The sequence below is a fragment of the Massilia sp. 2TAF26 genome (assembly GCF_052115005.1).
In the GTDB taxonomy this organism is placed as follows: Bacteria; Pseudomonadota; Gammaproteobacteria; order Burkholderiales; family Burkholderiaceae_D; genus Telluria.
Map to the genome: position 1 here is coordinate 76,928 of NZ_JBFRFV010000010.1, position 25,113 is coordinate 102,040.

24 protein-coding genes are annotated in these 25,113 nt (G+C 67.8%); 7 read left to right on the plus strand and 17 right to left on the minus strand.

Features of this window, described 5'->3' with window-relative positions:
- Positions 1–33 precede the first annotated feature (33 nt).
- Positions 34–1,035 (minus strand): MerR family transcriptional regulator, encoded by a 1,002-nt coding sequence (locus AB4Z32_RS12820; protein ID WP_442122226.1) that lies wholly within the window; start codon positions 1,033–1,035, stop codon positions 34–36.
- Between the two features lie 181 nt (positions 1,036–1,216).
- Here AB4Z32_RS12820 and AB4Z32_RS12825 point away from each other — a divergent pair, with 181 nt between their 5' ends.
- Positions 1,217–2,719 (plus strand): hypothetical protein, encoded by a 1,503-nt coding sequence (locus AB4Z32_RS12825; RefSeq protein ID WP_442122227.1) that lies wholly within the window; start codon positions 1,217–1,219, stop codon positions 2,717–2,719.
- A gap of 18 nt (positions 2,720–2,737) precedes the next feature.
- Here the strand turns inward: AB4Z32_RS12825 and AB4Z32_RS12830 are convergent, their stop codons facing one another.
- Together AB4Z32_RS12830 and AB4Z32_RS12835 are read right to left on the minus strand one after the other, a co-directional pair.
- Entirely contained in the window at positions 2,738–3,811 is a 1,074-nt protein-coding gene (locus tag AB4Z32_RS12830; RefSeq protein WP_442122228.1) for an AI-2E family transporter, read from the minus strand.
- 31 nt (positions 3,812–3,842) lie between these two features.
- Positions 3,843–5,468 (minus strand): DUF945 family protein, encoded by a 1,626-nt coding sequence (locus AB4Z32_RS12835; RefSeq protein ID WP_442122229.1) that lies wholly within the window; start codon positions 5,466–5,468, stop codon positions 3,843–3,845.
- Between the two features lie 160 nt (positions 5,469–5,628).
- On the opposite strand from AB4Z32_RS12835, the gene argJ reads away from it, so the two are divergent.
- The 4 genes from argJ to AB4Z32_RS12855 all read left to right on the plus strand — a co-directional run bounded on the left by argJ (position 5,629) and on the right by AB4Z32_RS12855 (position 8,678).
- Positions 5,629–6,867, plus strand: coding sequence for a bifunctional glutamate N-acetyltransferase/amino-acid acetyltransferase ArgJ (argJ, locus tag AB4Z32_RS12840; protein WP_442122230.1), 1,239 nt, complete (start codon positions 5,629–5,631; stop codon positions 6,865–6,867).
- Positions 6,868–6,879: 12 nt separating this feature from the next.
- Complete coding sequence (locus AB4Z32_RS12845; protein ID WP_442122231.1) at positions 6,880–7,773, plus strand: ATP-binding protein; 894 nt, start codon at positions 6,880–6,882, stop codon at positions 7,771–7,773.
- A complete protein-coding gene (locus AB4Z32_RS12850; RefSeq protein WP_442122232.1) occupies positions 7,766–8,176 on the plus strand; it encodes an NUDIX domain-containing protein in 411 nt (136 codons plus the stop codon). Before AB4Z32_RS12845 ends, AB4Z32_RS12850 begins: the two co-directional genes overlap by 8 nt.
- Positions 8,177–8,258: 82 nt before the next feature.
- Positions 8,259–8,678, plus strand: a complete 420-nt coding sequence (locus tag AB4Z32_RS12855) for a DUF4019 domain-containing protein (protein WP_442122233.1) — start codon at positions 8,259–8,261, stop codon at positions 8,676–8,678.
- A gap of 282 nt (positions 8,679–8,960) precedes the next feature.
- On the opposite strand, the gene AB4Z32_RS12860 is transcribed toward AB4Z32_RS12855, so the two are convergent.
- Complete coding sequence (locus AB4Z32_RS12860; protein ID WP_442122234.1) at positions 8,961–9,596, minus strand: DUF4865 family protein; 636 nt, start codon at positions 9,594–9,596, stop codon at positions 8,961–8,963.
- Between the two features lie 73 nt (positions 9,597–9,669).
- The gene (locus AB4Z32_RS12865) at positions 9,670–9,993 is read right to left on the minus strand and encodes a carboxymuconolactone decarboxylase family protein (RefSeq protein WP_442122235.1); all 324 of its coding nucleotides are present in this window, start codon (positions 9,991–9,993) and stop codon (positions 9,670–9,672) included.
- A 117-nt stretch (positions 9,994–10,110) separates the two neighbouring features.
- On the opposite strand from AB4Z32_RS12865, the gene AB4Z32_RS12870 reads away from it, so the two are divergent.
- Both AB4Z32_RS12870 and AB4Z32_RS12875 read left to right on the plus strand, forming a co-directional pair.
- A complete protein-coding gene (locus tag AB4Z32_RS12870) occupies positions 10,111–10,980 on the plus strand; it encodes a LysR substrate-binding domain-containing protein (RefSeq protein WP_442122236.1) in 870 nt (289 codons plus the stop codon).
- 61 nt (positions 10,981–11,041) lie between these two features.
- Complete coding sequence (locus AB4Z32_RS12875) at positions 11,042–12,034, plus strand: hypothetical protein (RefSeq protein ID WP_442122237.1); 993 nt, start codon at positions 11,042–11,044, stop codon at positions 12,032–12,034.
- Positions 12,035–12,051: 17 nt separating this feature from the next.
- On the opposite strand, the gene AB4Z32_RS12880 is transcribed toward AB4Z32_RS12875, so the two are convergent.
- The 12 genes from AB4Z32_RS12880 to AB4Z32_RS12935 form a co-directional block, all read right to left on the minus strand.
- On the minus strand, positions 12,052–13,041 hold the full coding sequence (locus AB4Z32_RS12880; RefSeq protein WP_442122238.1) for an aldo/keto reductase: 990 nt from the start codon (positions 13,039–13,041) through the stop codon (positions 12,052–12,054).
- A gap of 80 nt (positions 13,042–13,121) precedes the next feature.
- Positions 13,122–13,301, minus strand: coding sequence for a DNA gyrase inhibitor YacG (gene yacG, locus AB4Z32_RS12885; protein ID WP_442122239.1), 180 nt, complete (start codon positions 13,299–13,301; stop codon positions 13,122–13,124).
- Positions 13,302–13,309: 8 nt separating this feature from the next.
- The gene (zapD, locus tag AB4Z32_RS12890; RefSeq protein ID WP_442122330.1) at positions 13,310–14,065 is read right to left on the minus strand and encodes a cell division protein ZapD; all 756 of its coding nucleotides are present in this window, start codon (positions 14,063–14,065) and stop codon (positions 13,310–13,312) included.
- A 62-nt stretch (positions 14,066–14,127) separates the two neighbouring features.
- Positions 14,128–14,787, minus strand: coding sequence for a dephospho-CoA kinase (coaE, locus tag AB4Z32_RS12895; protein ID WP_442122240.1), 660 nt, complete (start codon positions 14,785–14,787; stop codon positions 14,128–14,130).
- Entirely contained in the window at positions 14,788–15,660 is an 873-nt protein-coding gene (locus tag AB4Z32_RS12900; protein WP_442122241.1) for a prepilin peptidase, read from the minus strand. It lies immediately after the preceding gene.
- A gap of 45 nt (positions 15,661–15,705) precedes the next feature.
- Entirely contained in the window at positions 15,706–17,694 is a 1,989-nt protein-coding gene (locus tag AB4Z32_RS12905; protein WP_442122242.1) for an acyltransferase family protein, read from the minus strand.
- A gap of 71 nt (positions 17,695–17,765) precedes the next feature.
- Complete coding sequence (locus tag AB4Z32_RS12910; RefSeq protein ID WP_442122243.1) at positions 17,766–19,547, minus strand: MFS transporter; 1,782 nt, start codon at positions 19,545–19,547, stop codon at positions 17,766–17,768.
- A gap of 19 nt (positions 19,548–19,566) precedes the next feature.
- Positions 19,567–20,655 (minus strand): N-acetylglucosamine-6-phosphate deacetylase, encoded by a 1,089-nt coding sequence (locus AB4Z32_RS12915; RefSeq protein ID WP_442122244.1) that lies wholly within the window; start codon positions 20,653–20,655, stop codon positions 19,567–19,569.
- 3 nt (positions 20,656–20,658) lie between these two features.
- Positions 20,659–21,426, minus strand: coding sequence for a transcriptional repressor AgaR (gene agaR / locus AB4Z32_RS12920; protein WP_442122245.1), 768 nt, complete (start codon positions 21,424–21,426; stop codon positions 20,659–20,661).
- Between the two features lie 41 nt (positions 21,427–21,467).
- Positions 21,468–22,787, minus strand: coding sequence for a D-tagatose-bisphosphate aldolase, class II, non-catalytic subunit (locus tag AB4Z32_RS12925; RefSeq protein ID WP_442122246.1), 1,320 nt, complete (start codon positions 22,785–22,787; stop codon positions 21,468–21,470).
- Positions 22,784–23,725, minus strand: a complete 942-nt coding sequence (locus AB4Z32_RS12930; protein ID WP_442122247.1) for an ROK family protein — start codon at positions 23,723–23,725, stop codon at positions 22,784–22,786. Before AB4Z32_RS12930 ends, AB4Z32_RS12925 begins: the two co-directional genes overlap by 4 nt.
- Positions 23,718–24,869 (minus strand): SIS domain-containing protein, encoded by a 1,152-nt coding sequence (locus AB4Z32_RS12935; RefSeq protein WP_442122248.1) that lies wholly within the window; start codon positions 24,867–24,869, stop codon positions 23,718–23,720. Before AB4Z32_RS12935 ends, AB4Z32_RS12930 begins: the two co-directional genes overlap by 8 nt.
- Positions 24,870–25,113: the final 244 nt, after the last annotated feature.

Consider the following 25,113-nt stretch of genomic DNA (forward strand, 5'->3'; position numbering starts at 1 on the left):
AAAAGAAAGGCGCCCAGTGGGGCGCCTTTTTTATCATCCAGCCGCCAAGCCCTTCCGCAACCAGATCACCGCCTCGTCACTGATCCCCGACCCCTTGCGCAGCATCGACTCTTCCTCGGTCGCACGGCGGAAACCCGCCACCGCCTCCGGGTCGGTACCGACCATATCGTGGAACAGCGCCATCCACTGGCGCCCCAGCGCCCGGGAAGCCGGCTGCGCGGCATCCGGATCGCGGCGCATCTGTTCGCGCACCTGGCCGATCAGGGGCGCCCATTCGTGGCCGCGGCGGGCCCAGTGGCTGCGCATGCGCGCGATCACGCTTGGCTCCAGGTAGCGCGACCAGATCGCGTATTTCAGCTCGCCGATCACCGCCATCACGTAGCGCATGAGGTGCTCCGGCATGCTGACCGAGCCTTTTTCGCGCTCGGCCATCAGGTTGACGCGCGCCGCCAGTTCGGCGTCGCCGCCGGTGCCGCGCCCGAAGGCGTCCAGCCAGCGCCGCCCGAAGTCCCGGGCGGTGTCGGAATCCGGCGCTACCTGCGTGCGGATCAGCTCCTCCGCTTCTTCGGTCAAGCGCTTGAATTGCGCCTTGATGGCCTCGTCGTGGTACATCGGAAGGCGGGCCAGTTCGTCCTGCGTGAAGTATTTTTCGTACATGCTCATCTGCTCCAGTGAGTCCAGCCAGGTGGACAGGTCCGGCTGGCCGCCGCTTGCGAGTTCGGCGCGCAGGCGCTGCAACTGCTCGCGCATGCGCGCGGCTTCCAGCATCTGCCGGTCGAGCGTGGCCAGCTGGCGGTCGATCACCGCCAGCGGCGATCCCGCCGGACTGTCCAGGTAAAGGCCGATGTCGGCCAGGCTCATGCCGAAGGAACGCAGGGCCTGGATCTGGTGCAGGCGCGCCACGTCGTTGCGGTCGTAGAGCCGGTAGCCGGCATCGGAACGCGCGGAAGGCTGGAGCAGTCCGATGCTGTCGTAATGGTGCAGCGTGCGTACCGTCAGCCTGGCAAGCGCGGCGAGTTCTCCCACTTTCAGCATGCGGACATCTCCTTTCTTCAGCGTGGCGCCATTCTGGAGCCTGACGTGGCGTGAGGGTCAAGCGGTGAATGATACCGCGCCGGAATGCCATAAGAATCAAATACATATGGAAATTTGTTCAGTTGTGGACGGACCGGCGCCGGGTTAAGCTGCACGACATACTGAACAAATCAGGAAGCCCATGAGACACCGCTCCGTCACCGCGCTGGCCGCCGCCTGCGCCATCGCCGCCGCCGTTCCCGCCTTCGCCGCCGATCCGGCCGCCAGCGCCATCCTGAAGCAGGCCCTCGCGGCGCAGGGCGGCGAGGCGCTGCTGCGCGGCGTGAAGACAGTCGCCTTCGAATCGGCGGGCTACCGCAACATGCTGGAGCAGTCGGAGCGCCCCGAAGGCCCTTACCTGGTCGAATTCCACGAGCTCTCCGAACTGCACGACCACGCGCGTCAGGCGCTGCGCCGCCAGCTGCAGGTACGCGTGCCGCCAGCCGGCAGCTACACGCAGACGACGCTGGTGGCCAACGGGGTGGCGATGCAGGCCTGGGGCGAGCGCCAGATGCCGGGCGGCAGCCAGGAACCGCAGCTGGCCGCCGAGGCGCTGGCCCTGAGCCCGGAACGGGCACTGCTCACCGCCCTCGATGCGAAGGATGCGCACCGCGAGGCCGACCAGGTCGTGCACGGCGCACCGCACCAGGTCGTGGCCTTCACGCTCGACGGTGCGCCCGCGCGTCTCTATCTCAGCCAGTACACCCACCTGCCGTCGGCGCTCGAATACGCCGGCCCGGCCGCGCGCAGCGGCTACACGGCCTACCTCGGCGACGTGGTGCAGCGCACGAGCTGGGGCTTCTGGCGCCTGGACAAGAGCGGGCTGCGCTACCCGATGCAGTGGGACATCCAGGTCAACGGCATGCCCGACCGCACCCTGATGCTGCGTTCGCTGAAGGTGGACGCGCCCTACGATCCGGCGCTGACGACGGTGCCCGAGGCGGTGGCGGCGCGTTTCGATCCGAAGCAGCCGCCGCGCGACCCGGCCATGACGCCGCTGGGCGCGAAGAAGACCGAGATCGCGCCCGGCGTGCTGCTGATCGAATCGACCTGGAACGTCGCCATCGTCGACCAGGGCGACGGCCTGGTCGTGATCGAGGCGCCGTTCTCGTCCGCCTATTCGTCCAAGGTGCTGGCCGAGGCCGCGGCGCGCTATCCGGGCAAGCCGGTCAAGGCCGTGGTGACGACCTCGGATTCCTGGCCGCACCTGGCCGGCATCCGCGAATATGCCGCGCGCGGCATTCCGGTGTATGCCCTCGACCTGTCCAGCCCCATCGTGAAGCGCACCCTGGAGGCTTCCCATGCCGGCCGTCCGGACGCGCTGCAGCAGGCCCCGCGCAAGGCCGACCTGCGCCTGGTGGCCGGCAGGACGGTGATCGGCTCGGGACCCAACCGCATCGAGCTGTATCCGATCCGCGGCGCCGTCGCCGAGCGCCAGATGATGGCCTGGCTGCCCGGCCACCGCCTGCTGTACGGCAGCGATCCCTTCCAGAAGGACTCGTCCGGTTATAACAGCCCGCAGGCGGTGAGCGAGCTGCTGCAGGCGGCCGCGCGCGAGCGCCTGGACGTGGACCGCTTCTTCATGATGCACATGCCGCCGGCGCCGTTCGGCGAACTGCGCGCGGTGAAGGGCAGCGAGGGCTGAGCGGTCCCGGGATCCCGCCTAGCCGGCCGCATCCCGCGTCCCCGCATGCCGGAAGCGCTTCTCTTCATGCCATAGGGTGACGAACAGGGTCATCACCACCGGGCCGACGAACAGGCCGATCAGGCCCAGGGTCTCGACCCCGCCGAGGATGCCCAGCAGGACCGCGAGGAAGGGCAGCTTGGTGGCGTTGCCGATGACGGTCGGGCGCACGAAGTGGTCGGCCACGAACAGCACCACCACGCCAAGGGCGACGATGGCGGCGGCGGCGCTCGCGTTGCCCTGGAAGAGCAGCAGGGCGGCGACGGCGCCGAAGGCCAGCGGCGCGCCGAAGGGGATGATCGCCAGCACGCAGGTGGCGGCCGCCCACAGCACCGCCGACGGCACGCCGGCGAACTGGTAGCCGATGCCCAGCAGGACGCCCTCGGCCAGGCCGACCAGCACCAGGCCGTTGACGGTGGCGCGCACCGCGGTCGGCACCTTCAGCGAATACAGGGCCCAGCGCTGGGCGCCGATCAGGTGGGCGCCGATGGCATGGGTCTGGCTCTGCAGCGCATGGCCGTCCTTGTAGAAGAAGAACAGGCAGAGGAAGGCGAAGGCGACGTCGATCAGGCGGTGCAGGACGCCGCTGCCGACCCGCTTGAGTACTTCGCTGGCCGACTGCATGCGGCCGACCGAGCCGTCCTGCAGCAGGTGCGCCAGGCCGTGCGGCTGGCCCAGGGTGGCCTGCCACCAGTTATAGATGGCGTCGCCGGCCATCGGGATCCGCAGCAGCCATTCGGGCGCCGCCAGGCCGTCGGTATTGGTTTTGGCGACCAGCTGGGCCAGCGCCGGCGCCTGGTGCGCGGCCTGGATCACGCCCAGCGCCAGCGGCGTGATGAAGACCAGCGCGGCGAGCAGCGTGACCAGGGCCGCGGACAGGATCTCGCGATTGCCGGTGAGGCGCAGCGCGCGCCGGTAGAGCGGCCAGGTGGCGATGCACAGGATCGCGGCCCACAGCAGCGGCAGCACGAAGCGCTGGGTCACGAACAGGGCGCACAGGATGATCGCCAGCGAAAAACAGGCGCTCAAGGTGCTGCGTTGGGTTTCGGTCATGGAAGTCTCCGCATGGTGGGAGGGATCTTACTCAAGGCGAGGGAGAAGGGGAGCGCGGTCCGCCAGCGGTGCGCGCCACGTTCCAGTCGATCTGCAGCCCGATCGGCTTGCCGTCCTGCAGGGCAGGGATGTAGCGGCACTGGCCCAGCACCTCGGTCATCGACCGGTCCCAGCCCGGATAGCCGCTGGGCGCCGTCACGCGCACGTTCTCCACCTTGCCCTGTTCGTCGACGCGCCAGGCGAAGCCGGCGCGGATCGGCTTGTCCTGGGCCATCACCTCGTCCGGGAAGTCGGGCAGGGCACAGCTGTCCTCGATGCGGCGCGCCTGAAGCGCGTTCGGCGGCAGGTTCGAGCGTTGCGTCACGACCGGGGCCGTGCCGGCCGGCGTCAGCTTCGGCAGACCGATTTCCTTGCCGTTGGCGGTGAGCTTGCCGTTCCTGACCTCGAGGGTCGAGACCAGCACATCGTTCTCGACGCGCGCAAAACCGCCGCCGACCAGCTTGCCGACGATGACGTCGCTGATGGTCTGGCCCATGCCGGCGGCGCTCATGCCATTCGGCGGCGTGCCCTGCTGCGCCGCCTGGCGCGCGGCGACGATGCCGGCGATGTCGCGCACCATCGCGACCGGCACCCGCACCTCGAAGCGCGCCACGATCTTCTTCAGCAGCGTGTTCATGTCCTGCAGGTCGGCCTCGACCGCCCCGAGCAGGCCGACGCGGCCGCGGATGCTGGCCTTGTTGCCATGGAAGCGAGCGCTGATCTCGTCGATCTCGAGGGCCGAGCCGCGCGCGATGGCGGCCTTGCCGAAGTCGAGGAACAAGGGCTTCATGGCCGCCAGCTGCTGCTCGGGCGTCATCGTCTTCAGCTGTTCGCGGCGGCGCTCGCCGGCCTCCTGCAGCGCCGCCATCGAGGCCCGGTCGATGTTTACGAAGCGCATGTCGAAGCGGATGTCCTCGACCTTTTCGCCGGCGGCGGAGATGGCGCCGATCCGCTGCTGGAACAGCATGTCGATGGACTTCGGATGCTCCACGCTGCGCCAGCCCACGCGCACGTCGTCCATGGTCACGACCGAGGCGCCGGGCTTGGCCACGCCGCGCACGCTGGCGATGCGTACCTGGCCGTTGCCGAACCAGAGCTTGTCGCGGCTGCGGGACTGGTGCCCGGACACGGTGATGCCTTCCGCGCTCAGGCGCAGGTTCGGGTCCTCGGCGGCCAGGGTAGTCCAATGGCCCTTGAAGCCGACGGTCTTGCCGGCCTTGTCCATGTCGAGATCGAGCAGGGCCGCGTCCCAGTCGACGCGCGAATTGTCCTGGCCCGTGTAGTGCAGCGGCTGCAGGGCGAGCCGGTAAGCCAGGCGGCCCGCCCTGGCCTGCTGCCGTTCGACCGTGAAGGGCTGATCGTTGCCGAACACCGTGCGCAGCTTGGCGGCGGTCTCCGGGGTGTAGCGCACGCTCGCGATGCCGTCCAGCTGGGCGGGCAGGGGCAGGCGCGGATCCTGGGCCAGCTGCAGCTCGCCCAGGGCGGACTGCAGGGCGTCCGCGACCGGGCCCGGGGCGGGCCTGGCGGCGGCCTTGGCGACGGTCGGGTGTTCCGCGGCGAGCGCGGGGACGGCCAGCAGCGCTGCCGCCAGCAGGGAGGACGAGAGGACAGTTTTCACGGGAGGGCCGGATCGTTGTTATGTTTCCAATTATTAACGACTCGTCTTAAAAAGTCATTAACCAGGATAGTCATGAAACAAGGCGCGGCGCTGCCCGGCGGCGGCTGGCGGTACAATAACGGATTAGTCAATCTTTCCTTCCTTGAGAGTAGAGAACACCATGGCCGTCAATTCTCCCCTGCCCGTTGCCAGTGAGCTGAAACCCGTGAATGGCATCGACATCGGTTTTGCCGAAGCCGGCATCAAGAAGCCGAACCGCAAGGACGTGCTGCTGATGAAACTCGCCGAAGGCGCCACCGTCTCCGGCGTGTTCACCAAGAACCGCTTCTGCGCCGCCCCGGTCCAGGTGAGCAAGGCCAACCTGGCGGCCGCCGCCGATGGCGGCAAGCCGATCCGCGCGCTGGTGGTCAACACCGGCAACGCCAACGCCGGCACCGGCGAGACCGGCCTGGCTGCTGCCCGCGCCACCTGCGACGAAGTGGCGCGCCTGCTCGGCATCGACGCCCAGCAGGTGCTGCCGTTCTCGACCGGCGTGATCCTGGAACAGCTGCCGGTGCAGAAGATCGTCGCCGCGCTGCCGGCCGCTTGTGCGAACCTGAAGCAGGACAACTGGTTCAACGCGGCCGAAGCCATCATGACCACCGACACCCAGCCGAAGGCGGCCTCGGTCACCACGGCCATCGGCGGCCACACCGTCACGCTCACCGGCATCAGCAAGGGCGCCGGCATGATCAAGCCGAACATGGCGACCATGCTGGGCTATCTTGCCTTCGACGCCAAGGTCGCCCAGCCCGTGCTGGACGAACTGGTGCGCTACGCCGCCGACCGCTCCTTCAACTGCATCACCATCGACGGCGACACCTCGACCAACGACTCCTTCATCCTGATGGCGACGGGTACCGGCTCCCTTCGCATCGATTCGACCGACAGCCCCGACTACATCGCCCTGCGCGACGCGGTCACCGGCATCTCGACCCACCTGGCCCAGCAGATCATCCGCGACGGCGAAGGCGCGACCAAGTTCATGACCATTTCGGTGGAGCAGGGCCGCGACATGGAAGAGTGCCGCAAGATCGCTTATTCCATCGCCCACTCGCCGCTGGTGAAGACCGCCTTCTTCGCCTCGGACCCGAACCTGGGCCGCATCCTGGCCGCGATCGGCTATGCCGGCGTCGACGACCTGGACACCACCAAGCTCGATCTCTACCTGGACGACGTGCTGGTGGCGAAGGCCGGCGGCCGCAACCCGGAGTACAAGGAAGAAGACGGCCAGCGCGTGATGAAGAAGGCCGAGATCCTGGTGCGCGTCGAACTGGGCCGCGGCGATGCGAATGCCACGGTTTGGACCTGCGACCTGTCGCACGACTACGTCTCGATCAACGCCGACTATCGCTCCTGAGTTTCGCTCTTCATGAACCAGCTCGACCAGTTTCTGCATCGCGCCGAGAACCTGCTGGCCAGGTTGGAAGCGATGCTGCCCCCGGCCGTACCGCGCGAGCCGGAGTGGGGGCGCAGCTTCGCCTTCCGCTGGCGCAAGCGGCCCGGCGCCGGCCCCAACGGCCAGAAGTACCTGCAGCCGGTGCTGCACGCGTCGAACATCCGGCTGGACGACCTGCAGCACGTCGGCCGCCAGAAGGAGCAGATCGAACAGAATACCCGCCAGTTCGTCGCGCGGCGCCCGGCCAACAACGTGCTGCTGACCGGCGCACGCGGCACCGGTAAATCGTCGCTGATCAAGGCCTGCCTGAACGGCTTTGCCGGCCAGGGCCTGCGCCTGATCGAAGTCGACAAGACGGACCTGGCCGACCTGCCGGACATCGTCGACCTCGTGGCTGGCCGTCCGGAGCGCTTCGTGATCTTCTGCGACGACCTCAGTTTCGAAGAGGGCGAAGCCGGCTACAAGGCGCTGAAGGTGGCGCTGGACGGCAGCATCACGGCGCAGTCGGACAATGTGCTGATCTACGCGACCTCGAACCGCCGTCACCTGATGCCGGAAAAAATGTCGGACAACACCGGCTACAGCCATGGCGACGACGGCGACCTGCATCCCGGCGAGACGGTCGAGGAAAAGATCTCGCTGTCCGAACGCTTCGGATTGTGGCTGTCCTTCTATCCCTTCAAGCAGGACGACTACCTGGACATCGTCGGCCACTGGCTGCAAAGCTTCGGCTGCACCCCCGGGCAGATCGAGGCCGCACGCGCCGATGCCCTGCGCTGGGCGCTGGGTCGCGGCTCGCGTTCGGGACGGGTGGCCTGGCAGTTCGCCAAGGATTACGCGGGCAAGCTGGGGCAGGCCGATGGCTGAAGCAGGCAAGAAACCGATCGACGTCGCCGTCGGCATCCTGATGCGCGAGAACGGCGACGTGCTGCTCGGCCAGCGTCCGGAAGGCAAGCCCTATGCCGGCTATTGGGAATTCCCGGGCGGGAAAGTCGAGCAGGGCGAGGACATCTTCCACGCCCTGCAGCGAGAATTCGTCGAGGAGCTGGGCGTACACGTCGTCAGCGCCGAACCCTGGTGCTGCGTCGAACACGTCTACGAGCACGCCCACGTGCGCTTGTATTTCTACATCAGCCGCGAGTGGACGGGCGAGCCGCAAAGCCTGGAAGGGCAGGCCTTCGCATGGCAGGGCGGCTACTCCGTCAGTCCGCTGCTGCCGGCCACCATTCCCTTGCTGGAGTGGCTGGACCAGGTACGCTATCCGGCTTGAGCCGGCCTGGCCATTTATTGTCTGGTTGACATCGCAACGCAGGTAGAGCACGCTGTTATCTTCTCGACTATCCGGAGTTGATATGCAACGGCGTACTCTGCTTTTCGTTCTCGCTGCCGCACTGGCAGTTCCCATGGTCCATGCCCAGCAAGCGGACGCCGTGAAAAGCGCGGTCGACGCTGCCGACCGCTGGCTTGCGCTCGCCGATGCGGGCGATGGCGCCGCTACCTGGGACCAGGCCGCGTCGTCGTTCCAGGCCGCGGTCTCCAAACCCGCCTGGTCGGACACCCTCAAGAAGGCAAGGCAGCCGTTCGGCGCGGCCAAGTCGCGCAAGCTTTTGTCATCGGAATTCAAGAACTCGCTGCCGGGTGCGCCGCCCGGCGAGTATGTGCTGATCCAGTACGAGACGCAGTTCGAGCAGCGGCGGAACGCCATCGAGACCGTCGTGCCGATGCGGGAGCGGGATGGAAGCTGGAAGGTTTCCGGTTATTTCGTGAAATAAGAAAAGCATGGCGGTGGGGGCGATAGCGGACGTACGCGGCTATAGTCCAGGCATTATCGCCGCCGACGCATCTTTTTCGGCGTGCTCGCGGAAGGTGTGATTGCTGATCACATAGGCGTGAGGATTGCCTTCAACGAAGCCGCGAACGAAGGGAGCGGCCGACATGCCGCGCGGGACGAAGTGGACGCGTGCCCGCCAGCTCTGCGTCCAGAACGCGCTGTGGTTAAGTAGCAATATCAATTGCGGGAGTGTTTGCGCTCCACGCCTGTCTGCTGCCGGGCATCATCCCGCTGATGGAGCAACTGGATGAGCTGCGCTACCCTTCTCGGGCTGGTTTGGCGCTTCGATGTCGGCGGCCTGGGCGTGCCCTTCCGATATGTGGCCGACCGTGTACACGAGCAGGGACGAATCGGCGCCGGCTGGCGGCTCGTCCTGCCAGAGCCGGAAGCGCACCAGAGTCCAGGTGGCCGGCTCATAGCCGGTCACCGCCGCCAGCGCGCCGCCATCCTCGACGTCGTCGATGGCCAGCCCGGTTTCGCGTTTGCGCAGCGCTTCGAGATCGGTGCCGGGCGGGATCGCCTGCCGCGCGACGGAGGCGAAGCGCGCCTGGGCAAAGCCGGGCCTGAGTTGTGCCTGCCAGACCAGCCAGGTCTCGACCGCCGGCCTGCCGAACGACGCCGACAGGGCGGCGAAGCCGGCCCCGTTCAGGAAGGCGTGCATGCCTTCGACCGTGTTCCAGACATAGAAGGGCGCATAGGCGTTGTCCCGGCCGGCGCCGTCCTTGCGCGCGCTGAGGTAGGCCTTGAACAGCAGCCCCGGAAACCCATCGGTGAAACGGCCCTTGTCCGCGATGCGGCGGTCGATGATGGCCATGTCGTAGTCGGCAGGCAGTGGCAAGCGGTAATGCATTGCGATCATGTTGAGGCTCCAATCAAGGTAGTGGCGACAAGGCCGTTGCCGAACGACCAGTCGGCGGCATCGGCCAGCTTCCTCAGTCAGCCATGGGCGGTAGCGCGTCCAGCAGGCGCGTTGCGGTAGCGGCAGCGGGCCATCCCGCATAGAAAGCCAGGTGGGTGACCACTTCTTCCAGTTCCTGCCGGGTGACGCCATTGCCGAGCGCAGTCTGCAGGTGGAAGGGCAGTTGCTCGTCGCGACACAGCGCGATCAGGCAGGCGACCGTTACCAGGCTGCGGTCGCGTTTTCCCAGCGCAGCGCGTTCCCAGACTTCGCCGAACAGGACACGGTCCGACAGCTCGGCCAGCGCGGGTACGGCACCCAATGCGCTGGCTCCCATTCCTTTCAAAGTCGACGTCATTGCTTTCTCCATGGTTGAGGAGAACATGATATTTTCAGGAGATGGTTTTGAAAATCGAATATATCTGAAGCGATATTTCAATAAATAGGGACGATAATGCGGCGAACGAATTTCGATATGGATGCATTGCGCAGCTTTTGCGAAGGTATCGATCTCGGCAGTTTTTCGCGGGCGGCGGACAAGCTCGGACGCTCGACCTCGGCCATCAGCATGCAGCTGAAGAAGCTGGAAGAGCAGGCGAATGCCGATCTCTTGCGCAGGTCCGGGCGCGGCCTGGTGCTGACCCCGGCGGGTGAAGTGCTGCTGAGTTATGCGCGCCGGATCATCGAGCTCAACGATGAAGCGAGCTCCGCCGTGTCCGGGATGCAGATCCAGGGTGTCGTCAGGCTCGGCCTTCAGGAAGACTTTGGCGAAAGCCTGCTGTCGAATGTCCTCGGCCGTTTCATGCGCAGCCATCCGGACTTGCAGGTCGAGACGCTGATTGCCCGCAACGCCGAACTGATCGCCCGGCTCCAGGCCGGCAAGATCGATCTCGCACTTGCCTGGCATACCGCAAGCCAGTTACCCCAGGTGGAGATACTGGGCGACTATCCGATGCGCTGGATAGGACCCGCCGCACTCGGCCTCGGCGGGGAAGAAGTCCGGCGCGAACCCGTGCGCCTGGCCGTCCTGGATTCCCCCTGCGTGATGCGCAAGGCCGCGATCGACGCGCTCGACCGCGCGGGCATTCCCTGGCGTATCGTGTACACGAGTCCCAGTTTGGCCGGCGTATGGGCGGCGGTCGCCGCCGGGCTTGGCGTTACCGTACGCACCCGCCTCGGATTGCCGCAGGAATTGCGCTTGCTCACCGCCGAAGACGGCGTGCCCGAACTTCCGGATATCCGGTTGGCGCTTCTCATGGGAACCGGAACGCAGACGCCAGGCTGCGAACGGATGGCAGCGTTGATCCGGGAAGCCATCCTGGATCTGTCCCTCTCAGGGACGTGAATGTTGACTTCTTGAAACATTTTATTTATCTTCCAAGCAATATATTGCTTCGGAGTCAAGCATGAGCCTCCTCGCCACCCTCGGCCTCAAGCCGCGCGCGGTCGTCAACGAATCCCGCGGAAAGCAGCAAGCCCAGCGACTGCTGGCCAGGCTGGAACAGGGCGCCTGGCATGAAGTCGAACAGGCGCTCGCCAAATCCAGCGAGGAGGGCCGCGACCTGCTCGTGCGCGCCATCGCCGAAGAAGAGAACGCGGTGCCGGCGGCATCACGCTGGGTGCAGGCCCAGCCACGCTGCGCCATGGCCCAGCTGCTGCTTGGCGCCAACCTGGTAGCCGACGCATGGAAGATCCGCGGCAGCGAGTATGCGGAGGACGTCGATGCCGGCGCCTGGGAACCCTTCTTGCGGACCTTGAAGGAAGCCGAGGTGCCGCTGCAGGCCGCGGCCGCGCTCGACGCCAAGCTGGCCGATCCTTTTGCCTGGCTGATCGTGGCCGAAGTGGCCGGCGACGGCGAGGACGAGAAACTGAAAACCCTGTTCCGTGCCGCCATCGCCCGCTCGTCCCTGCACTGGGGCGCGCACTACAGCTATTTCATGGCGACCGCAGAAAAATGGTGCGGCAGCCACAAGGAGATGTTCGGCTTCGTGCGCGCGGTCTCCAGGCGCAGTCCGAAGGGCCGGGTGCTGCACTGCCTGGTCGCGGTGGCGTATTGCGAGTATGCGCTGGCGACGGGAGCGAAGGGCCGCGCGACCATCCGCACGCCGCAATGCGCGGCCGAGGTCAAGGCGGCGCTGTACGCCTGGCTGGACGCCGGTCCCGCCACGCTGGAAGAGAAACTGCTGGATCTGGGCGGCGGTGTGGCCGACCTGGCGTTGAACCACTTCGCCGTGGCCTGCTACCTGTGCGGGGCGGTCAGGGAAGCCAGGCTCCTGATGGGCGCCCTGCGCGGCGGGATCCACGTGCTGCCCTGGGCCTGGATCGCCGAGGGCCCACGCGAGCGCAGCGAGCCCGGCTTCGTGCACGACCGCGTCATGCGCGAGCTGGCGCGCGGCTGAACGCAGTTCGGCCCGGCTCAGCCCTTTGCCTGGCGCGCCAGATTCTCCGGATAGCGCGCGCCTTCGATCGGGATGCTGGCGGCCGCCTGCGTGATGCCGGTGAGTTCCTCCGGCGTCAGTTCGAGTGCCATCGCGCCGAGGTTCTCGTCCAGCCGGTGCAGTTTGGTCGTACCCGGAATCGGCACGATCCACGGCTTCTGCGCCAGCAGCCAGGCCAGCGCCACCTGGGCCGGCGTCGCGCCTTTCTGCTGCGCGACCTGGCCCAGCAGCTCGACCAGGGCCTGGTTGGCCTTGCGCGCCTCGGCCGTGAAGCGCGGCAGGCTGTTACGAAAATCGTTGCTGTCGAACCGGGTGGTCTCGTCCATCTTCCCGGTCAGGAAGCCGCGTCCGAGCGGGCTGAAAGGCACGAAGCCGATGCCGAGTTCTTCGAGCAGCGGCAGGATCTCCTGCTCGGGCTCGCGCGTCCACAGCGAGTATTCGCTCTGCAGCGCCGTCACCTTCTGCACCGCATGCGCGCGGCGGATGGTGTCGGGGCCGGCTTCGGACAGGCCGAAGTGCTTCACTTTACCTTCCTTGATCAGCTGGCCGACGGTGCCGGCCACGTCCTCGATCGGCACGTTCGGATCGACGCGGTGCTGGTAGAGCAGGTCGATGGTGTCGGTCTTCAAACGCTTGAGCGAAGCCTCGGTCACTTCCCGGATGTGTTCGGGGCGGCTGTCCAGGCCGGACCAGCGCGTACCGCCGTTCGGATCGGGCGCGAAGCCGAACTTGGTGGCGATGACGACCTGCCCGCGCAGCGGCGCCAGCGCTTCGCCGACCAATTCCTCGTTGTTGAAGGGGCCGTAGACTTCGGCCGTATCGAAAAAGCTGACGCCGCGCTCGACCGCCGTGCGCAGCAGGTCGATCATGGCCTGGCGGTCCGGCGCCTGCCCGTAGGCATGGGTCATGCCCATGCAGCCCAGGCCGAGGGCAGAGACTTCGAGATTCCCCAGTTTACGTTTTTGCATCGGGAGCTCCTGACAAAAAGTGAAGAACGACTATAGCAGCCGATTCACTTTGGCGCCGGGAGCCCGGCTTGCGAGCGGCATTACTCGGCCAGCGGATCGTCCTGGGCATCGCCTGGCGTGGCGCCAGGGATCGTGTACTTTTCCTCGGCCCAGGCGCCGAGGTCGATTTGCTTGCAGCGGTCGGAGCAGAATGGACGGAACTGGTTTTCAGGCTTCCATTCGACCTTCTTGCCGCAGGTTGGACAGGATACGACGGTCATGACAGTTTTCAGAAGTTGCAGAGGGTGAGCTCGAATGGTACATCGTCTTCGAGCGCCTTGGGTTTCAGGTTCTCGCCCTGGCTCGTGAAGCGCACCCACAGCATGTATTTATTGGCCGAGATTTCCGGAATCGCGCCCAGGCTGTCGTCGATCGAGAGGCGCAGCATCTGGTAGACCTTCCCCTGCAGCATCTGCTGGTAGCTGCCGGCCACGGCGATCATCTTGACCGGGCCGCCGGAATCGCGCAGCAGGCGCAGCACCAGGGCCAGGGCGTCGAACAGCGGGGCCTGGGGCGCGAACCAGCCCATGATGTCGGCGTGGCGCTGCGCGGCGGGGCGCTGCTGCCAGGCATAGTAGGAGGGCAGGTCGAATTCGCAGGCGCCGCCCGGCATCACGGTGCGGCCGCGGATGCTCATCAGCCACTCGTTGTCGCGGATGTTCTGGCCAGTCTTGCCCTGGGCGGTGACGAGGGCATTGCTGACCGTGTCCAGCTCGGCCAGCACGGCATCGAGCATCTCGGTGGCGACGGCGGGATTGCTGCGGTAGCTCAGCAGGCTTTGCTTCTGGCGTTCCAGTTCCTGCAGCAGGTCGGACTTGAGGTCGGCGCGCCCGGCCACTTCCAGCATGTCGAAGATCGTCGCGAGAGCGACATGGTGCTGCAGAGGATGTTCCTGGTTCACAAAGAACTTGAACTTCTCGTACAGGTCCTCGAGCCGCAACAACGTGCGAATCCGCTCGTTGAATGGGTATTCGTAGACGATCAAAGTGGCATTCCTCTCGGCGTAGGCTGGCGCGACCACGTGATTCTGAACCATCGTGGGCAAAATTACAAACGCTCGTTCGGTGCGGCCGCCAATCTTGCCGCTTCGTCAAGATAAAAAGCGTGCAGGCGTTCCACCTGGGGCTCCAAGGCGCCGAGGCCGTCGTCGTTGAGGATGATGTCGTCGGCGGCAAGCCGGCGCTGGGCGCGCGTGACCTGGGCCGCCATGATGGCGCGCACCTGGGCTTCCGCCAGGCCGTTACGCGCCATCACGCGCGCCACCTGCACTTCTTCCGGGCAGTCGATGGCCAGGATCCGCGCCACCCGCTCGCGCCAGGTGCCGGATTCGATCAGCAGCGGCACCACGAAGATCACGTAGGGGCCGGTGGCCAGCAGGGCGGCGGCGGCGGTCGCTTCGCGTATCCTCGGGTGCAGGATGGCTTCCAGGCGGGCCCGCGCGCCGGGATCGGAAAACACCAGCGCGCGCATCTTCGCGCGGTCCAGCGCGCCCTCGGGCGTGGCGAACTCCGGGCCGAATTCGGCGACCAGGGCCGGCATGGCCGCGCCGTGCGGGGCGGTGAGGGAATGGGCGATCTGGTCGGTGTCGATGACCGAGGCGCCGCGCGCCGCGAACAGGTCGGCGACCGTGGTCTTGCCGCAGCCGATGCCCCCGGTCAGGCCGACGGCGAATCGCAGGGCGGCTGGCGTGGAATCCTGTTTATCCATTCAAGGCTGCGCCAGCCCCATGGCCAGGCGCGTCAGTTCCGGTCCGTAGAAGAGCGCGATCATACCAGCCCCCGCCAGATAGGGGCCGAACGGGATGTACTCGCCCTTTTTCTTCCGGCCGATCAGGATCATGGTCAGGCCGACGGCGGCGCCGACGAAGGAGGACAGCACGATGATCGTCGGCAGCATCTTCCAGCCGAACCAGGCGCCGAAGCCGGCCAGCAGCTTGAAGTCGCCTTCGCCCATGCCGATATGTCCGCGCACCAGTTCATAGGCGCGCGCCACGGCCCACAGGAAGAGGTAGCCGGCAACGGCGCCGAGCACCGCATCGCGCAGCGGCACGAAGCTGCCGTCCAGGTTGACCAGCAGGCCCAGCCACAGCAGCGGATAGGTGAGGTCGTCCGGCAGTTCCTTGTGGTCGACGTCGATCAGGGTCATCGAGATCAGCAGGTAAGTGAAGACCAATGCCGCCAGGCCCACCCAGCCGCTGCCGAAATGCCAGACCAGCAGCCCGGACAGGATGCCGCTGACCGCCTCGACGACCGGGTAGCGGGCCGAGATCGGCGCCTTGCAATTGCTGCACTTGCCGCGCAGGACCAGCCAGCTGAGGATCGGGATGTTCTCCAGCGCCGTGATCTGGTGGCCGCAATGCGGGCAGGCCGACCTCGGCACCATCAGGTTGTAGCGCTCCGGGAAGGGCAGCGGTTTGCCCTCCTTGTCCGCGATGTAGTTGTCGATCTCGCGCTGGCGCATGATCGGCAGGCGGTGCACGACCACGTTCAGGAAGCTGCCGATCAGCAGGCCGAAAATGGCGGCCGCGATGGCCGGGATCAGGCTGGCGGGCGCGGCGAATAAAAGGGTGTCCGGATGCATGGCTGGGAAGGCAGTAAATAGGTTGATTCCGTGAATCAACCTATTCTATGGGGTTTTTCCGGCTTTGGGCAGCCGATCCTGTTGCTCGGCCCAGCGGGCGAAGTGGCTGCCGACCCACAGGTCGCCCTCGTAGCTGAGGTGGCCGATGTCGCGGTACATCAGGTGGCCGTCGATCATGGCCCTGCACTGGCGTTCGTCGCACAGCGCATCCGAGGCGCGGAACCACTCGACCTGCGGGAACATGCGCGCCGTCTCCTTGCGGATCTGCTCGTGCTGCTCGACCTGGCTGTCCCATTCGCTGCGCGGAATCGCGCACGGCGAGGTGGTGGCCGACGAGGCCACGCCGGCGCGCTTGATGCAGGTACGCGGGTCGAAGGACAGGTCGGGGATGTCCTCGATGACGATCACCCGCTTGCCGGCGGCCAGGAAGCGGCGGTAGGTGTCGCGCGCGGCATCGATCGCCGGCCTGGAGCCGGGAGCGAAGCCGAGCCGCAGGTGGGTCGCGAAGATCACGGTCTTGATCGACGGCGTCTTCAGCGCCAGTTCCAGCATCGGCTGGGTGGCTTTCTGGTACGGGTCGTCGCCGGCCGCCAGGCCCCAGTAGGGGACGCGGGTGCCCATCATCATCAGGTTCTCGCCCTGGCTCTTGTAGTAATTCGTGAGGCCCGCCACCACGTGGTAGGCGTGGCTGTCGCCGAGCAGGGCCACGGTCGGATCGCGGTCCGGCCAGGCCAGCAGGCAGTATTCGTACATGGAGGCGAAACCGTAGCGCTGCTTGCAGGCGGCGGCGTTGGCCTTGTCCTCGACGATGACCAGGGCCTTCTGGTTGGCCAGGTTGTCCTGGATCGGGGCGCGCTGCGGCAAGCCGTCGCGGCTGAACACATAGGCGCCGGCCAGGCCGGTGGCTGCCATCAATGCGCACAGCAGCGCCACCGGCAGGCGCGCCCGGCGGCCCGACAGGCCGCGCAGCGGCCGTTCCAGCAACAGGTAGGACAGCCAGGCCAGCACCAGCGCCGCCAGCACCGCGGCGATGCGGATGCGCGGCGCCGGCAGGTGGCCCTCGACGATCTGGGCGAAGGACAGCAGCGGCCAGTGCCACAGGTAGAAGGGATAGCTGATCAGGCCGATCCAGACGGCGAGCCGGTTGCCCAGCACCACCCGGTTGATCCAGGCGCGCGGACCGGCGGCGATGAGCAGTACTGCCGCCGCCACCGGCACCAGTGCCCGCCAGCCCGGGAAATGTTCCTGCTTGGTGAGCGCCACGCCGAAGGCCAGCAGGGCCAGGCCGAGCAGGGCCATGCCGTTCGTCTTCCCGCCCGTCGTGCCGTCGGCGGTGTTGCGGTGCGCGGCGCAGGCCAGCAGCGCGCCGGCCAGCAGTTCCCAGGCCCGGCTCAGCGGCGAATAGAAGGTGGCGGTGCCATGGTGGGTGACGCCGACCGCGTTCAGCACGAAGGACAGCAGCGCCAGGGCGGCGGTGACGGCCACCAGGTTGGCGCGACGGCGCCAGGTCAGCAACAGCGCGGCCGGCCAGACGATGTAGAACTGCTCCTCGATCCCCAGCGACCACAGGTGCAGCAGGGGCTTGGTGTCGGCGCTGGTGTCGAAGTAGCCGACTTGCGCCCAGTAGAAGAAGTTGGCGGAGAAGCTGGCGCCGCCGCCCACGTGCTTGCCCAGTTGCGCGTACTCGTCGGGGAACAGGGCGTACCAGCCGAAGGCGAGGCAGGCGAACATGACCGCCAGCAGCGAGGGGAAGATCCGCTTGACGCGGCGCGCATAGAAGCCGGCGATGCTGAAGCGGTCCTGCTGCAGTTCGCGCAGCAGGATGCCGGAGATCAGGAAGCCGGAGATGACGAAGAACACGTCGACGCCGATGAAGCCGCCCGGCAGCAAGGTCGGGAAGGCGTGGAACAGGACCACCGACAGCACCGCGACGGCGCGCAGGCCGTCGATGTCGGGCCGGTAGGGAAGGTGGGTGGTGGCGGCAGGCGTGGCGGCCTTCGGCGCCTCGGTGACGCTCGACGGTTCGATGCTCAAGATTCAGGACCCCGGTGATGATGCAATTTTGCAATTTACTATTGTCATCTACCGGGGCGCGCAGTGCAAGTTCAGCCGGCCTTGGCCCCCGCGAAATGCGCCTCGATCTCTTCCAGGGTCTTGCCGCGCGTCTCGGGCAGGAGGAAGGCGGCGGCCAGGAAATACACCACCGAGCAGGCCGCGCCGAAGAAGAACACCGCCGAATAGCCGTGGCGGCCGACGATGGGCAGGAACAGGGCCGCGAAGGCGGTCGAGACGAACTGGTTGATCAGCAGGGCGATGCTCATGCCATTCGAGCGGATCCGGGTCGGCATCAGTTCCGACAGCGCCAGCCACACGCACACGCCGGGGCCGACCGCGAAGCTGGCGACGAACACGGCGATCGCCAGCGCCACCTGCCAGCCGCGTTCCGGCGGCGGCAGGGCGCCCAGGCGCGCGCTTTCGATCGTCAGCGGCGCGGCGGCCGCCGCGGCCGGATCGGCGAAGGGGTTCAGGTGGAGGCGGCGGAAGGCCTTGCCCAGCACGCTGTCCGGCTGCACCGCATCGGCGCGGCGCGCCTGCAGCAGCGGCAGGGCGGGATCGTCGCTGCGCAGGGTCTGCACATTGGTGAAGGGGCCGTAGGCATAGGCGACCGTGAGCACCTGCGGCCCGGCGCCGGCGCCGGCAGCGGCGCCGAGGCGCTGCAGGGTGGGCGCATCCATGCGCAGCGCCAGGCTGTCGTTTTCGATCATGGCCGCTACCGCCGTGCTTACGTCGCGCTGCTGCGCCTCGGTATCGTGGAACAGCAGGCCGGCCGCCAGCGAGGCGATCACGATGCCGGCGCTGCCCAGCATCAGCAGCGACTTCCTGCCGAGGCGGTCGACCAGGAACACGGCCAGCATCGTCATCAGGGCGTTGATCACCTTGAGCATGACGTCGGCGGCGTTCGCGGTGGCGCCCGGCAGGCCGGCGCGGCCGAGGATGTTGACCACATAGGCCAGCACCGAGTTGATGCCGGTGGCCTGGGTGCAGGCCAGGATCAGGCAGGCCAGCAGGAAGGGGAAGACGTAGCGGCGCGACAGCAGCGGATCGGCGGCGTTGCGGGCGGCCGGAATGCGCCGCATCTCGGCCAGTTCGAATTCGGCCTCGGCCGGCGTGCGGGTGCGCAGCAGGGCCGCGCGGGCTTCGCGGTCGCGGCCGCGGCGCGCCAGCCAGCGCGGCGACTCGGCCAGCAGCAGGCAGCCGCCAGTGAAGACGAGGCCGGGCGCCAGGCACATCCAGAAGATGGCGCGCCAGGCGTGGTCCTTGGCCGCCAATACGGCCGCCGCGCGCAGCTGCTCGGGCAGGGCCGCCGCGGCCTGCGAGGCGGTCTCCACGCTGCGCGCCTGCACCAGCCCGATCACGGCGGCGGCCACCAGGCCCACCGTCAGCAGCAGCTGGAACAGGGCGGCGCCGCGTCCGCGCTGGCGCGCGTGCAGGCATTCGGCCAGGTAGAGCGGCACGATCACGCCGATCAGGCCGCCGCTCACGCCTTGCAGCAGGCGGCCCAGCAGCAGCGGCACGTAGCCGTCCGCCAGCGCGATCACGGGGATGCTGATGACGAACAGGAAGCCGGACAGCGCCATCGCCGCGCGCCGTCCGATCAGGTCGGCGAGAAAGCCGGCGAACAGCGAGGACAGCACGGAGCCGAGCAGCACCGCGGCCACGATGAAGCTCAGTTCCTGGGCGCCGAGCTTCCAGGTCAGCGAGGCGGTCGATTCCAGGTAGGGCAGGGCGCCGGCGATGATGCCGACGTCGATCCCGTACAGCAGGCCGCCCATGCCGGCGATGCACAGGAGGTAGGCGGTGGAGCGGGCGGGGGAGGCGGAAAGCATGGCGGACATCATGGCTCCGTTAAGAAAGATCGATGGCTTCGCCTTCGACGAAGACGGCCATCGGCTGCAGGTCGGCGTCGAGGACGACGATGTCGGCCCAGGCGCCGGGCACCAGGCGGCCGCGTTCGGATTCGCCCAGGTAGTCGGCCGGGAAGCGCGACAGGCGGTTGCTGGCGTCGTGCATCGTCAAGCCGATATCGACGAAATTGCGCAGGGCCTGGTCCATGGTCAGGGCGCTGCCGGCCAGCGAGCCGCTGCCGAGCCGCACGCAGCCCTGGCACTTGAACACGCGCTGGCTGCCGAGCGCATACTCGCCGTCCGGCATGCCGGTGGCGGAGGTGGCGTCGGTCACGCCGTACAGGCGCGGGATCGCGCGCAGCGCCGCGCGCAGGGCGCCGGGGCCGACGTGCTGCAGGTCGGGGATGACTTCCGCGTACTCGGCATGGGCGAGGGCGGCGCCCACCATGCCCGGCTCGCGGTGGTGCAGGGCGCTCATGCCGTTGAACAGGTGGGTGAAGCCGGCGGCGCCGGCCTGCAGGGCGGCCAGGCCGTCCTCGTAGCTGCCGGCGCTGTGGCCGAGCTGGACCCGGATGCCCATCGCCGCCAGCTGCGGGATCAGTGCCAGGTGGCCGTCGATTTCGGGCGCCAGGGTCAGCACGCGGATCGGTGCGATCGCGTGCAGCGCGCGCACCAGGTCCAGGCTGGCGGTCATGACGTCGGGCGGCTGGGCGCCCAGGCGGGCCGGGTTGATGAAGGGACCTTCCAGGTGCACGCCCAGCATGCGCGCGGTGCCGGCCGGACGTTCGCCGATCGGGCCGGCCAGGCCGCTCAGGGCCTTGCGGATCGCGGCTTCGCGCGCCGTCATGGTGGTGCCGAGCAGGGAGGTGGTGCCGTGGCGCGCATGGTGGCGCGCCACCGTGGCGCCGGCGTCGCCGCCCTGCATGATGTCGACGCCGCCGGCGCCGTGAACGTGCAGGTCGATGAAGCCGGGCAGGATCCACGGTCCGCCGGCGGCGGCCGAATCCTCGCTGATGCTGTCGATACGTTGACCGAATCGGATACTGCCTGCGATCCAGCCGTCGGGGGTGAGGATTCTGCCGTCGAGCACTCTCTATTCCGCGATATGTAATTCGATGCCCAGCTTGAGCAGCCCTTCGCGGTACTCGGGGCTGATGCCGGCATCGGTGATGATGGTATGGATCCGGTCCAGCTGCGCGATGCGGTGCAGGCTGACCCGGCCGAACTTGGAACTGTCGGTCAGGACGATGATGCGTTTGGCGCGCTCGACCATCATGCGGTTCAGGCTCGCCTCGGCCTCATGATGGGTGGTGACGCCGAACTGCAGGTCGAGGCCGTCCACGCCCAGGAACAGCTTGTCGAAGTTGTAGACCTGCAGGCAGGCCTCGGCCTGGCTGCCCTGGAAGGACAGCGACTGCTTGCGCAGCAGGCCGCCGGTCAGGATCAGGTCGATGCCGGGCGCGTCGGCCAGCTCCCAGGCGATGTTCAGGCCGTTCGTCGCGACCGTGACGCCGCTGGCGTCGAGCAGGTTGCGCGCCAAAAAGATGGTGGTGGAACCGGAGTCGATCACGATGTTGTCGCCGGCCTCCACCAGCGAGGCCGCGAAGGCGCCGATGCGCTCCTTCTGCTCGTGGTACAGGGCGTCCTTCTGGCGCATGGTCTGCTCCGGCGGCGGCACCCGCGTCAGTACCGCGCCGCCGTGGCTGCGCGTGACCAGGCCCTGGCTGCCCAGGGCGGACAGGTCGTGGCGGATGGTCACGGCCGAGACCCCGAGCTGCTCCACCAGTTCGGTCACCTGGACCGAGCCCTGGCGGGAGAGCATTTGCAGGATCGTTTCGCGGCGCTGGCTGGTATTTCGCATGGTGTCGGTCTCGGCTCGTCGGCGTTGGAAAAATGCCGAGCTTAACAGATAGCGACGGGCTTGCCGACTGCCGCCATGTTGCGGCTGCAGGCACGCGCATACTGGGCCAGCACGAGGCCGATCCGGTGCTCCACCAGCGCCAGTGGATCGGTGGACAGGCGGTCCTGCAGCACCTCAAGGTACTGGTCCGGCAGGTACTGGCTGAGCAGGGGCAGCGGAATCGCGCGCCGGCGCAGGTTGGCGAACAGGCGCTCGACGGCGGCGGCGACCGGCGGCTCGCCCCAGTAGTAGCGGCAGCGGTCGCTGAGCGCATAGCGGCGCAGCAGGCGCTGTTCCTCGCTGCTGCCGTGATAGTGCTTGCGCCAGTGGGCGGGCTTGGCCAGCATGACTTCGTCCAGCACCTGCATCAGGCGCGAACTTTCGGCGGCCGGCACCAGTTCGTCCTCGATGCTGCACAGGGCCAGCAGGCCTTCGCGCATGGCGAAGGTGGCGGCCGGGCCGACCTTCAGGATCGCGAAGTGGTCGCGCACCATCTGGTGCAGCGCGATCTCGTGCTGGTAGTCGGTCGAGTGGGCTTCGAACACCAGGCCGGGCTGGTCGGCGATGAAGCTTGACAGCGCCGCCGCCGGTGCCGGCGTGTAATGCTGCACCTGGCTGTGGTCGAAGTCGACGCCCGGCTGCACCACCATCGCGATCACGCGGCGCCAGGCGCCGTGCAGGCCGGCGTGGAGGAAGGCGTGGCAATGCACGGACAGGGTGCGGCGCGCGGCCTCGGGGGTGGTCGGGGCGCCGGCGTCGACCAGGCTGGCCTCGCCGCCGGGGATCGGTACTTCGGTGCCGATCACGTACACCGGCGGCGGATGGCCGGCGGCCGCCGCGGCGGCATCGGCGATGCGGGCCAGGCGCGCCGAGCGCTCCGCCACGATCTCGTCGGGCAGGCGTTCGGGATCGTCGGCGCAGCGCATGCTGCAGTCGAGGTGGATCTTGTGGAAGCCGGCGGCGGCGTAGTCGGCCACCAGGGTCTCGGCATGCGCCATCGCGGTGGCGGCATCCAGTTCCTGCCAGGCGTTCGGGCCGAGGTGATCGCCGCCCAGCACCAGCCGCTCGGCCGGGAAGCCGCGCTCGCGCGCCAGCGCCAGCACGTGCTCGCGGAACATCGCCGGCGTCATGCCGGTGTAGCCGCCGAACTGGTCGACCTGGTTCGAGGTCGCTTCGACCAGCAGCGGGGTGTCGTAGTCGGCGGCCACGCGCATGGCGGCGCCCAGCACCGTCGGGTGGCTGCAGCAGACGCTGTACAGGCCGACGGCGTCGCCGCGCCGGTGCGCCTTGACAATGTCCTGGACGGGGGAGGTCTGGTTCATGGTGTCGCGAAGTCCTTCAATTGTTGACGGATCAGGAGCGCGGCGCCGCGCACGCCGCCGGCGTCGCCGAAGCGCGGCGGCAGGACCGGCGGCGGGTGGGCGCCGGCGAACAGGTGGCGGCGCAGCGCTTCCGGCAGGTCGCGGTAGAGGTGCGGCAGGTTCGACAGGCCGCCGCCCAGCACGATCGCATGCGGGTCGAGGCCAAGCACGACGCAGGCCAGGCCGTGGGCCAGCAGGTCGAGGTGGACCTCGAGCGTGCGCCGGGCGATCTCGTCGCCGGCATTGGCGCGCGCGGCGATGGCGAGGGGCTCGGCGCCGTCGCCGCCCAGGTGGCGGTGCAGGCCTTGCATGCCGGGGCCGGACACATAGCGTTCCAGGCAGGCGGTGCGGCCGCAGGGGCAGGGGATGAGGTCGAGGCCGTAGCGCGCGGCCAGGGTGGCCGGCAGCGGCCAGTGGCCCCATTCGCCGGCGATGCCGTTGCGGCCGCGCAGCAAGCTCCCGCCCACGCAATAGCCGGCGCCGGCGCCGGTGCCGAGGATGACGCCGAACATGCTCGGCAGGCCGTCGGCGGCGCCGCCGTCGGCTTCGGACAGGGCGAAGCACTGGCAGTCGTTGCCGGTGACGACGGGCCGCGCCAGCGCGTCCTGCAGCATCGCCCGCACTTCGCGGCCGTTCAGGGCCGGCACGTTGGAGCTGAGCTGGCGGCCGCTGATGCCGTCGGTGACGCCGGGCAGGCCGATGCCGACCGGCGCCTCGGCGCCCAGCGCCGCATCGGCGCGCCGCACCAGGGCGCACACGGCCTCGGTAAAGGCGGTGATGTCTTCGCCCGGGGTGGCGATGCGCTCGCGGTGCACTTCGCGCAGGCCGGCGTCGTAGCTCGCCAGCTCGATCTTGGTGCCGCCGATGTCGATGCCGTGGAAGCCAGCGGGATCAGTCATGCTCGTTTTCCTGCGCATGTGCATAGATGGTGACGCCCTGGACGACGCGGTTGACGGTGCCGCTGGCGAAAGGATTGTCGGGGCGCAGGCCGAGGGCGGCCGACTGGTGCAGGGCATACTGCTGCGCCATCAGCAGCCACAGCGGGGCCAGCCAGGCGTCGGTCCAGTCGGGCGCATCGGCGCCGAAATCGCCGCCCACGCCCACCGTCAGCACCCGGGCCGCCACGCCGTCGCGGCGCAGTTCGTCCAGCAGGTCGGTTTCGTAGCGGCGCGCCAGCGGCTTGCCGCTATAGAACAGCACCACCAGCGAGGCCGCGTTCAGCGCCGACTTCGGGCCGTGGCGGAAGCCCAGCGGGGTATCGGCCATGCCCAGCACGCGGCCGCCGGTCAGCTCCAGCAGCTTGAGGGCGGCTTCGCGCGCCAGCGCTTCCAGCGGGCCGCTGCCGAGGTAGGCCACGCGCTCGACCGGATGCGCGGCCAGCGCGGCGGCGGCCGGCGCCCAGTGCGCCAGCGCGCGTTCCGCCGCATCCGCCAGCCGTTCGGGACGTGCCGCGCAATCGGCATCGCCGCTCAGCACGCACAGCGCCGCCAGCAGCATGGAGGTGAAGCTGCTGGTCATCGCGAAGCCGCGGTCGCAGCTGGCGGCCGGCATCAGCAGCACGCAGGCGGCGTCGTCGTTGGCGCCGCGCACCGCCAGCGCGCCGGATGGGTTGCAGGTGATATGCAGGAAGCGGGCATCGGCCACGGTGGCGCGCACCAGCTCGACCGCGGCCAGGCTTTCCGGACTGTCGCCGCTGCGGGCGAAGGACACCAGCAGGGTCGGGGCGCCTGGGTCGAGGTAGAGCTCCGGATGGGTGAGCAGGCTGGTGGTGGCGATCGCGCGCACCTGGGCGGCGCAGCGCGCATTCAACTCGTCGGCGACGATCTGGCCCGCATAGGCCGAGCTGCCGGCCCCGGTCAGGATGACGCGCTGGCGCGGATCGTCCAGGCGCTGACCGAGGAAGGCGGCGACGCGATCCTGGTGGGCGCGCAGGCTGGCCGACAGGGCGCGCCAGACCGCCGGCTGCTGGGCGATTTCTTCGGCAGTATATAAGCCGCCGATGTCCTGCCAGGTGGTCGCGTCGCGTTCGAGAAGAGTGGTCATTGGATATTTGCGAAAGTATTCGGTGGAAAAATCATAAATAGTTATTTTCGAAAAGTCAAACACGAAAGATATTTCGAAAGATATTTAAGGCTTTAGCTTCGGTATCGGCACAGATAGTCGCAATGCAGCCACAATCGGAAGCGAATGATGTGGCAAATTACCAACTAAACGAAACAAAAATTACGAAATTTTGGCGAAACGAAAGGTTTGAGCGCCATTTTCATGCAGTTTTGCCGCGTTTTTC

Bases quoted from the DNA above. Each gene is read 5' to 3' on its own strand.
- AB4Z32_RS12845 (WP_442122231.1), top strand. From the start codon at position 6,880: ATGAACCAGCTCGACCAGTTTCTGCATCGCGCCGAGAACCTGCTGGCC.
- AB4Z32_RS12865 (WP_442122235.1), bottom strand. From the start codon at position 9,993: ATGACGTCGACTTTGAAAGGAATGGGAGCCAGCGCATTGGGTGCCGTA.
- AB4Z32_RS12935 (WP_442122248.1), bottom strand. From the start codon at position 24,869: ATGACCACTCTTCTCGAACGCGACGCGACCACCTGGCAGGACATCGGC.
- AB4Z32_RS12860 (WP_442122234.1), bottom strand. From the start codon at position 9,596: ATGATCGCAATGCATTACCGCTTGCCACTGCCTGCCGACTACGACATG.
- AB4Z32_RS12910 (WP_442122243.1), bottom strand. From the start codon at position 19,547: ATGCTTTCCGCCTCCCCCGCCCGCTCCACCGCCTACCTCCTGTGCATC.
- AB4Z32_RS12855 (WP_442122233.1), top strand. From the start codon at position 8,259: ATGCAACGGCGTACTCTGCTTTTCGTTCTCGCTGCCGCACTGGCAGTT.
- AB4Z32_RS12825 (WP_442122227.1), top strand. From the start codon at position 1,217: ATGAGACACCGCTCCGTCACCGCGCTGGCCGCCGCCTGCGCCATCGCC.
- AB4Z32_RS12870 (WP_442122236.1), top strand. From the start codon at position 10,111: ATGGATGCATTGCGCAGCTTTTGCGAAGGTATCGATCTCGGCAGTTTT.
- AB4Z32_RS12875 (WP_442122237.1), top strand. From the start codon at position 11,042: ATGAGCCTCCTCGCCACCCTCGGCCTCAAGCCGCGCGCGGTCGTCAAC.
- AB4Z32_RS12930 (WP_442122247.1), bottom strand. From the start codon at position 23,725: ATGACTGATCCCGCTGGCTTCCACGGCATCGACATCGGCGGCACCAAG.
- argJ (WP_442122230.1), top strand. From the start codon at position 5,629: ATGGCCGTCAATTCTCCCCTGCCCGTTGCCAGTGAGCTGAAACCCGTG.
- AB4Z32_RS12925 (WP_442122246.1), bottom strand. From the start codon at position 22,787: ATGAACCAGACCTCCCCCGTCCAGGACATTGTCAAGGCGCACCGGCGC.
- coaE (WP_442122240.1), bottom strand. From the start codon at position 14,787: ATGGATAAACAGGATTCCACGCCAGCCGCCCTGCGATTCGCCGTCGGC.
- AB4Z32_RS12830 (WP_442122228.1), bottom strand. From the start codon at position 3,811: ATGACCGAAACCCAACGCAGCACCTTGAGCGCCTGTTTTTCGCTGGCG.
- AB4Z32_RS12900 (WP_442122241.1), bottom strand. From the start codon at position 15,660: ATGCATCCGGACACCCTTTTATTCGCCGCGCCCGCCAGCCTGATCCCG.
- yacG (WP_442122239.1), bottom strand. From the start codon at position 13,301: ATGACCGTCGTATCCTGTCCAACCTGCGGCAAGAAGGTCGAATGGAAG.
- agaR (WP_442122245.1), bottom strand. From the start codon at position 21,426: ATGCGAAATACCAGCCAGCGCCGCGAAACGATCCTGCAAATGCTCTCC.
- AB4Z32_RS12850 (WP_442122232.1), top strand. From the start codon at position 7,766: ATGGCTGAAGCAGGCAAGAAACCGATCGACGTCGCCGTCGGCATCCTG.
- AB4Z32_RS12820 (WP_442122226.1), bottom strand. From the start codon at position 1,035: ATGCTGAAAGTGGGAGAACTCGCCGCGCTTGCCAGGCTGACGGTACGC.
- AB4Z32_RS12880 (WP_442122238.1), bottom strand. From the start codon at position 13,041: ATGCAAAAACGTAAACTGGGGAATCTCGAAGTCTCTGCCCTCGGCCTG.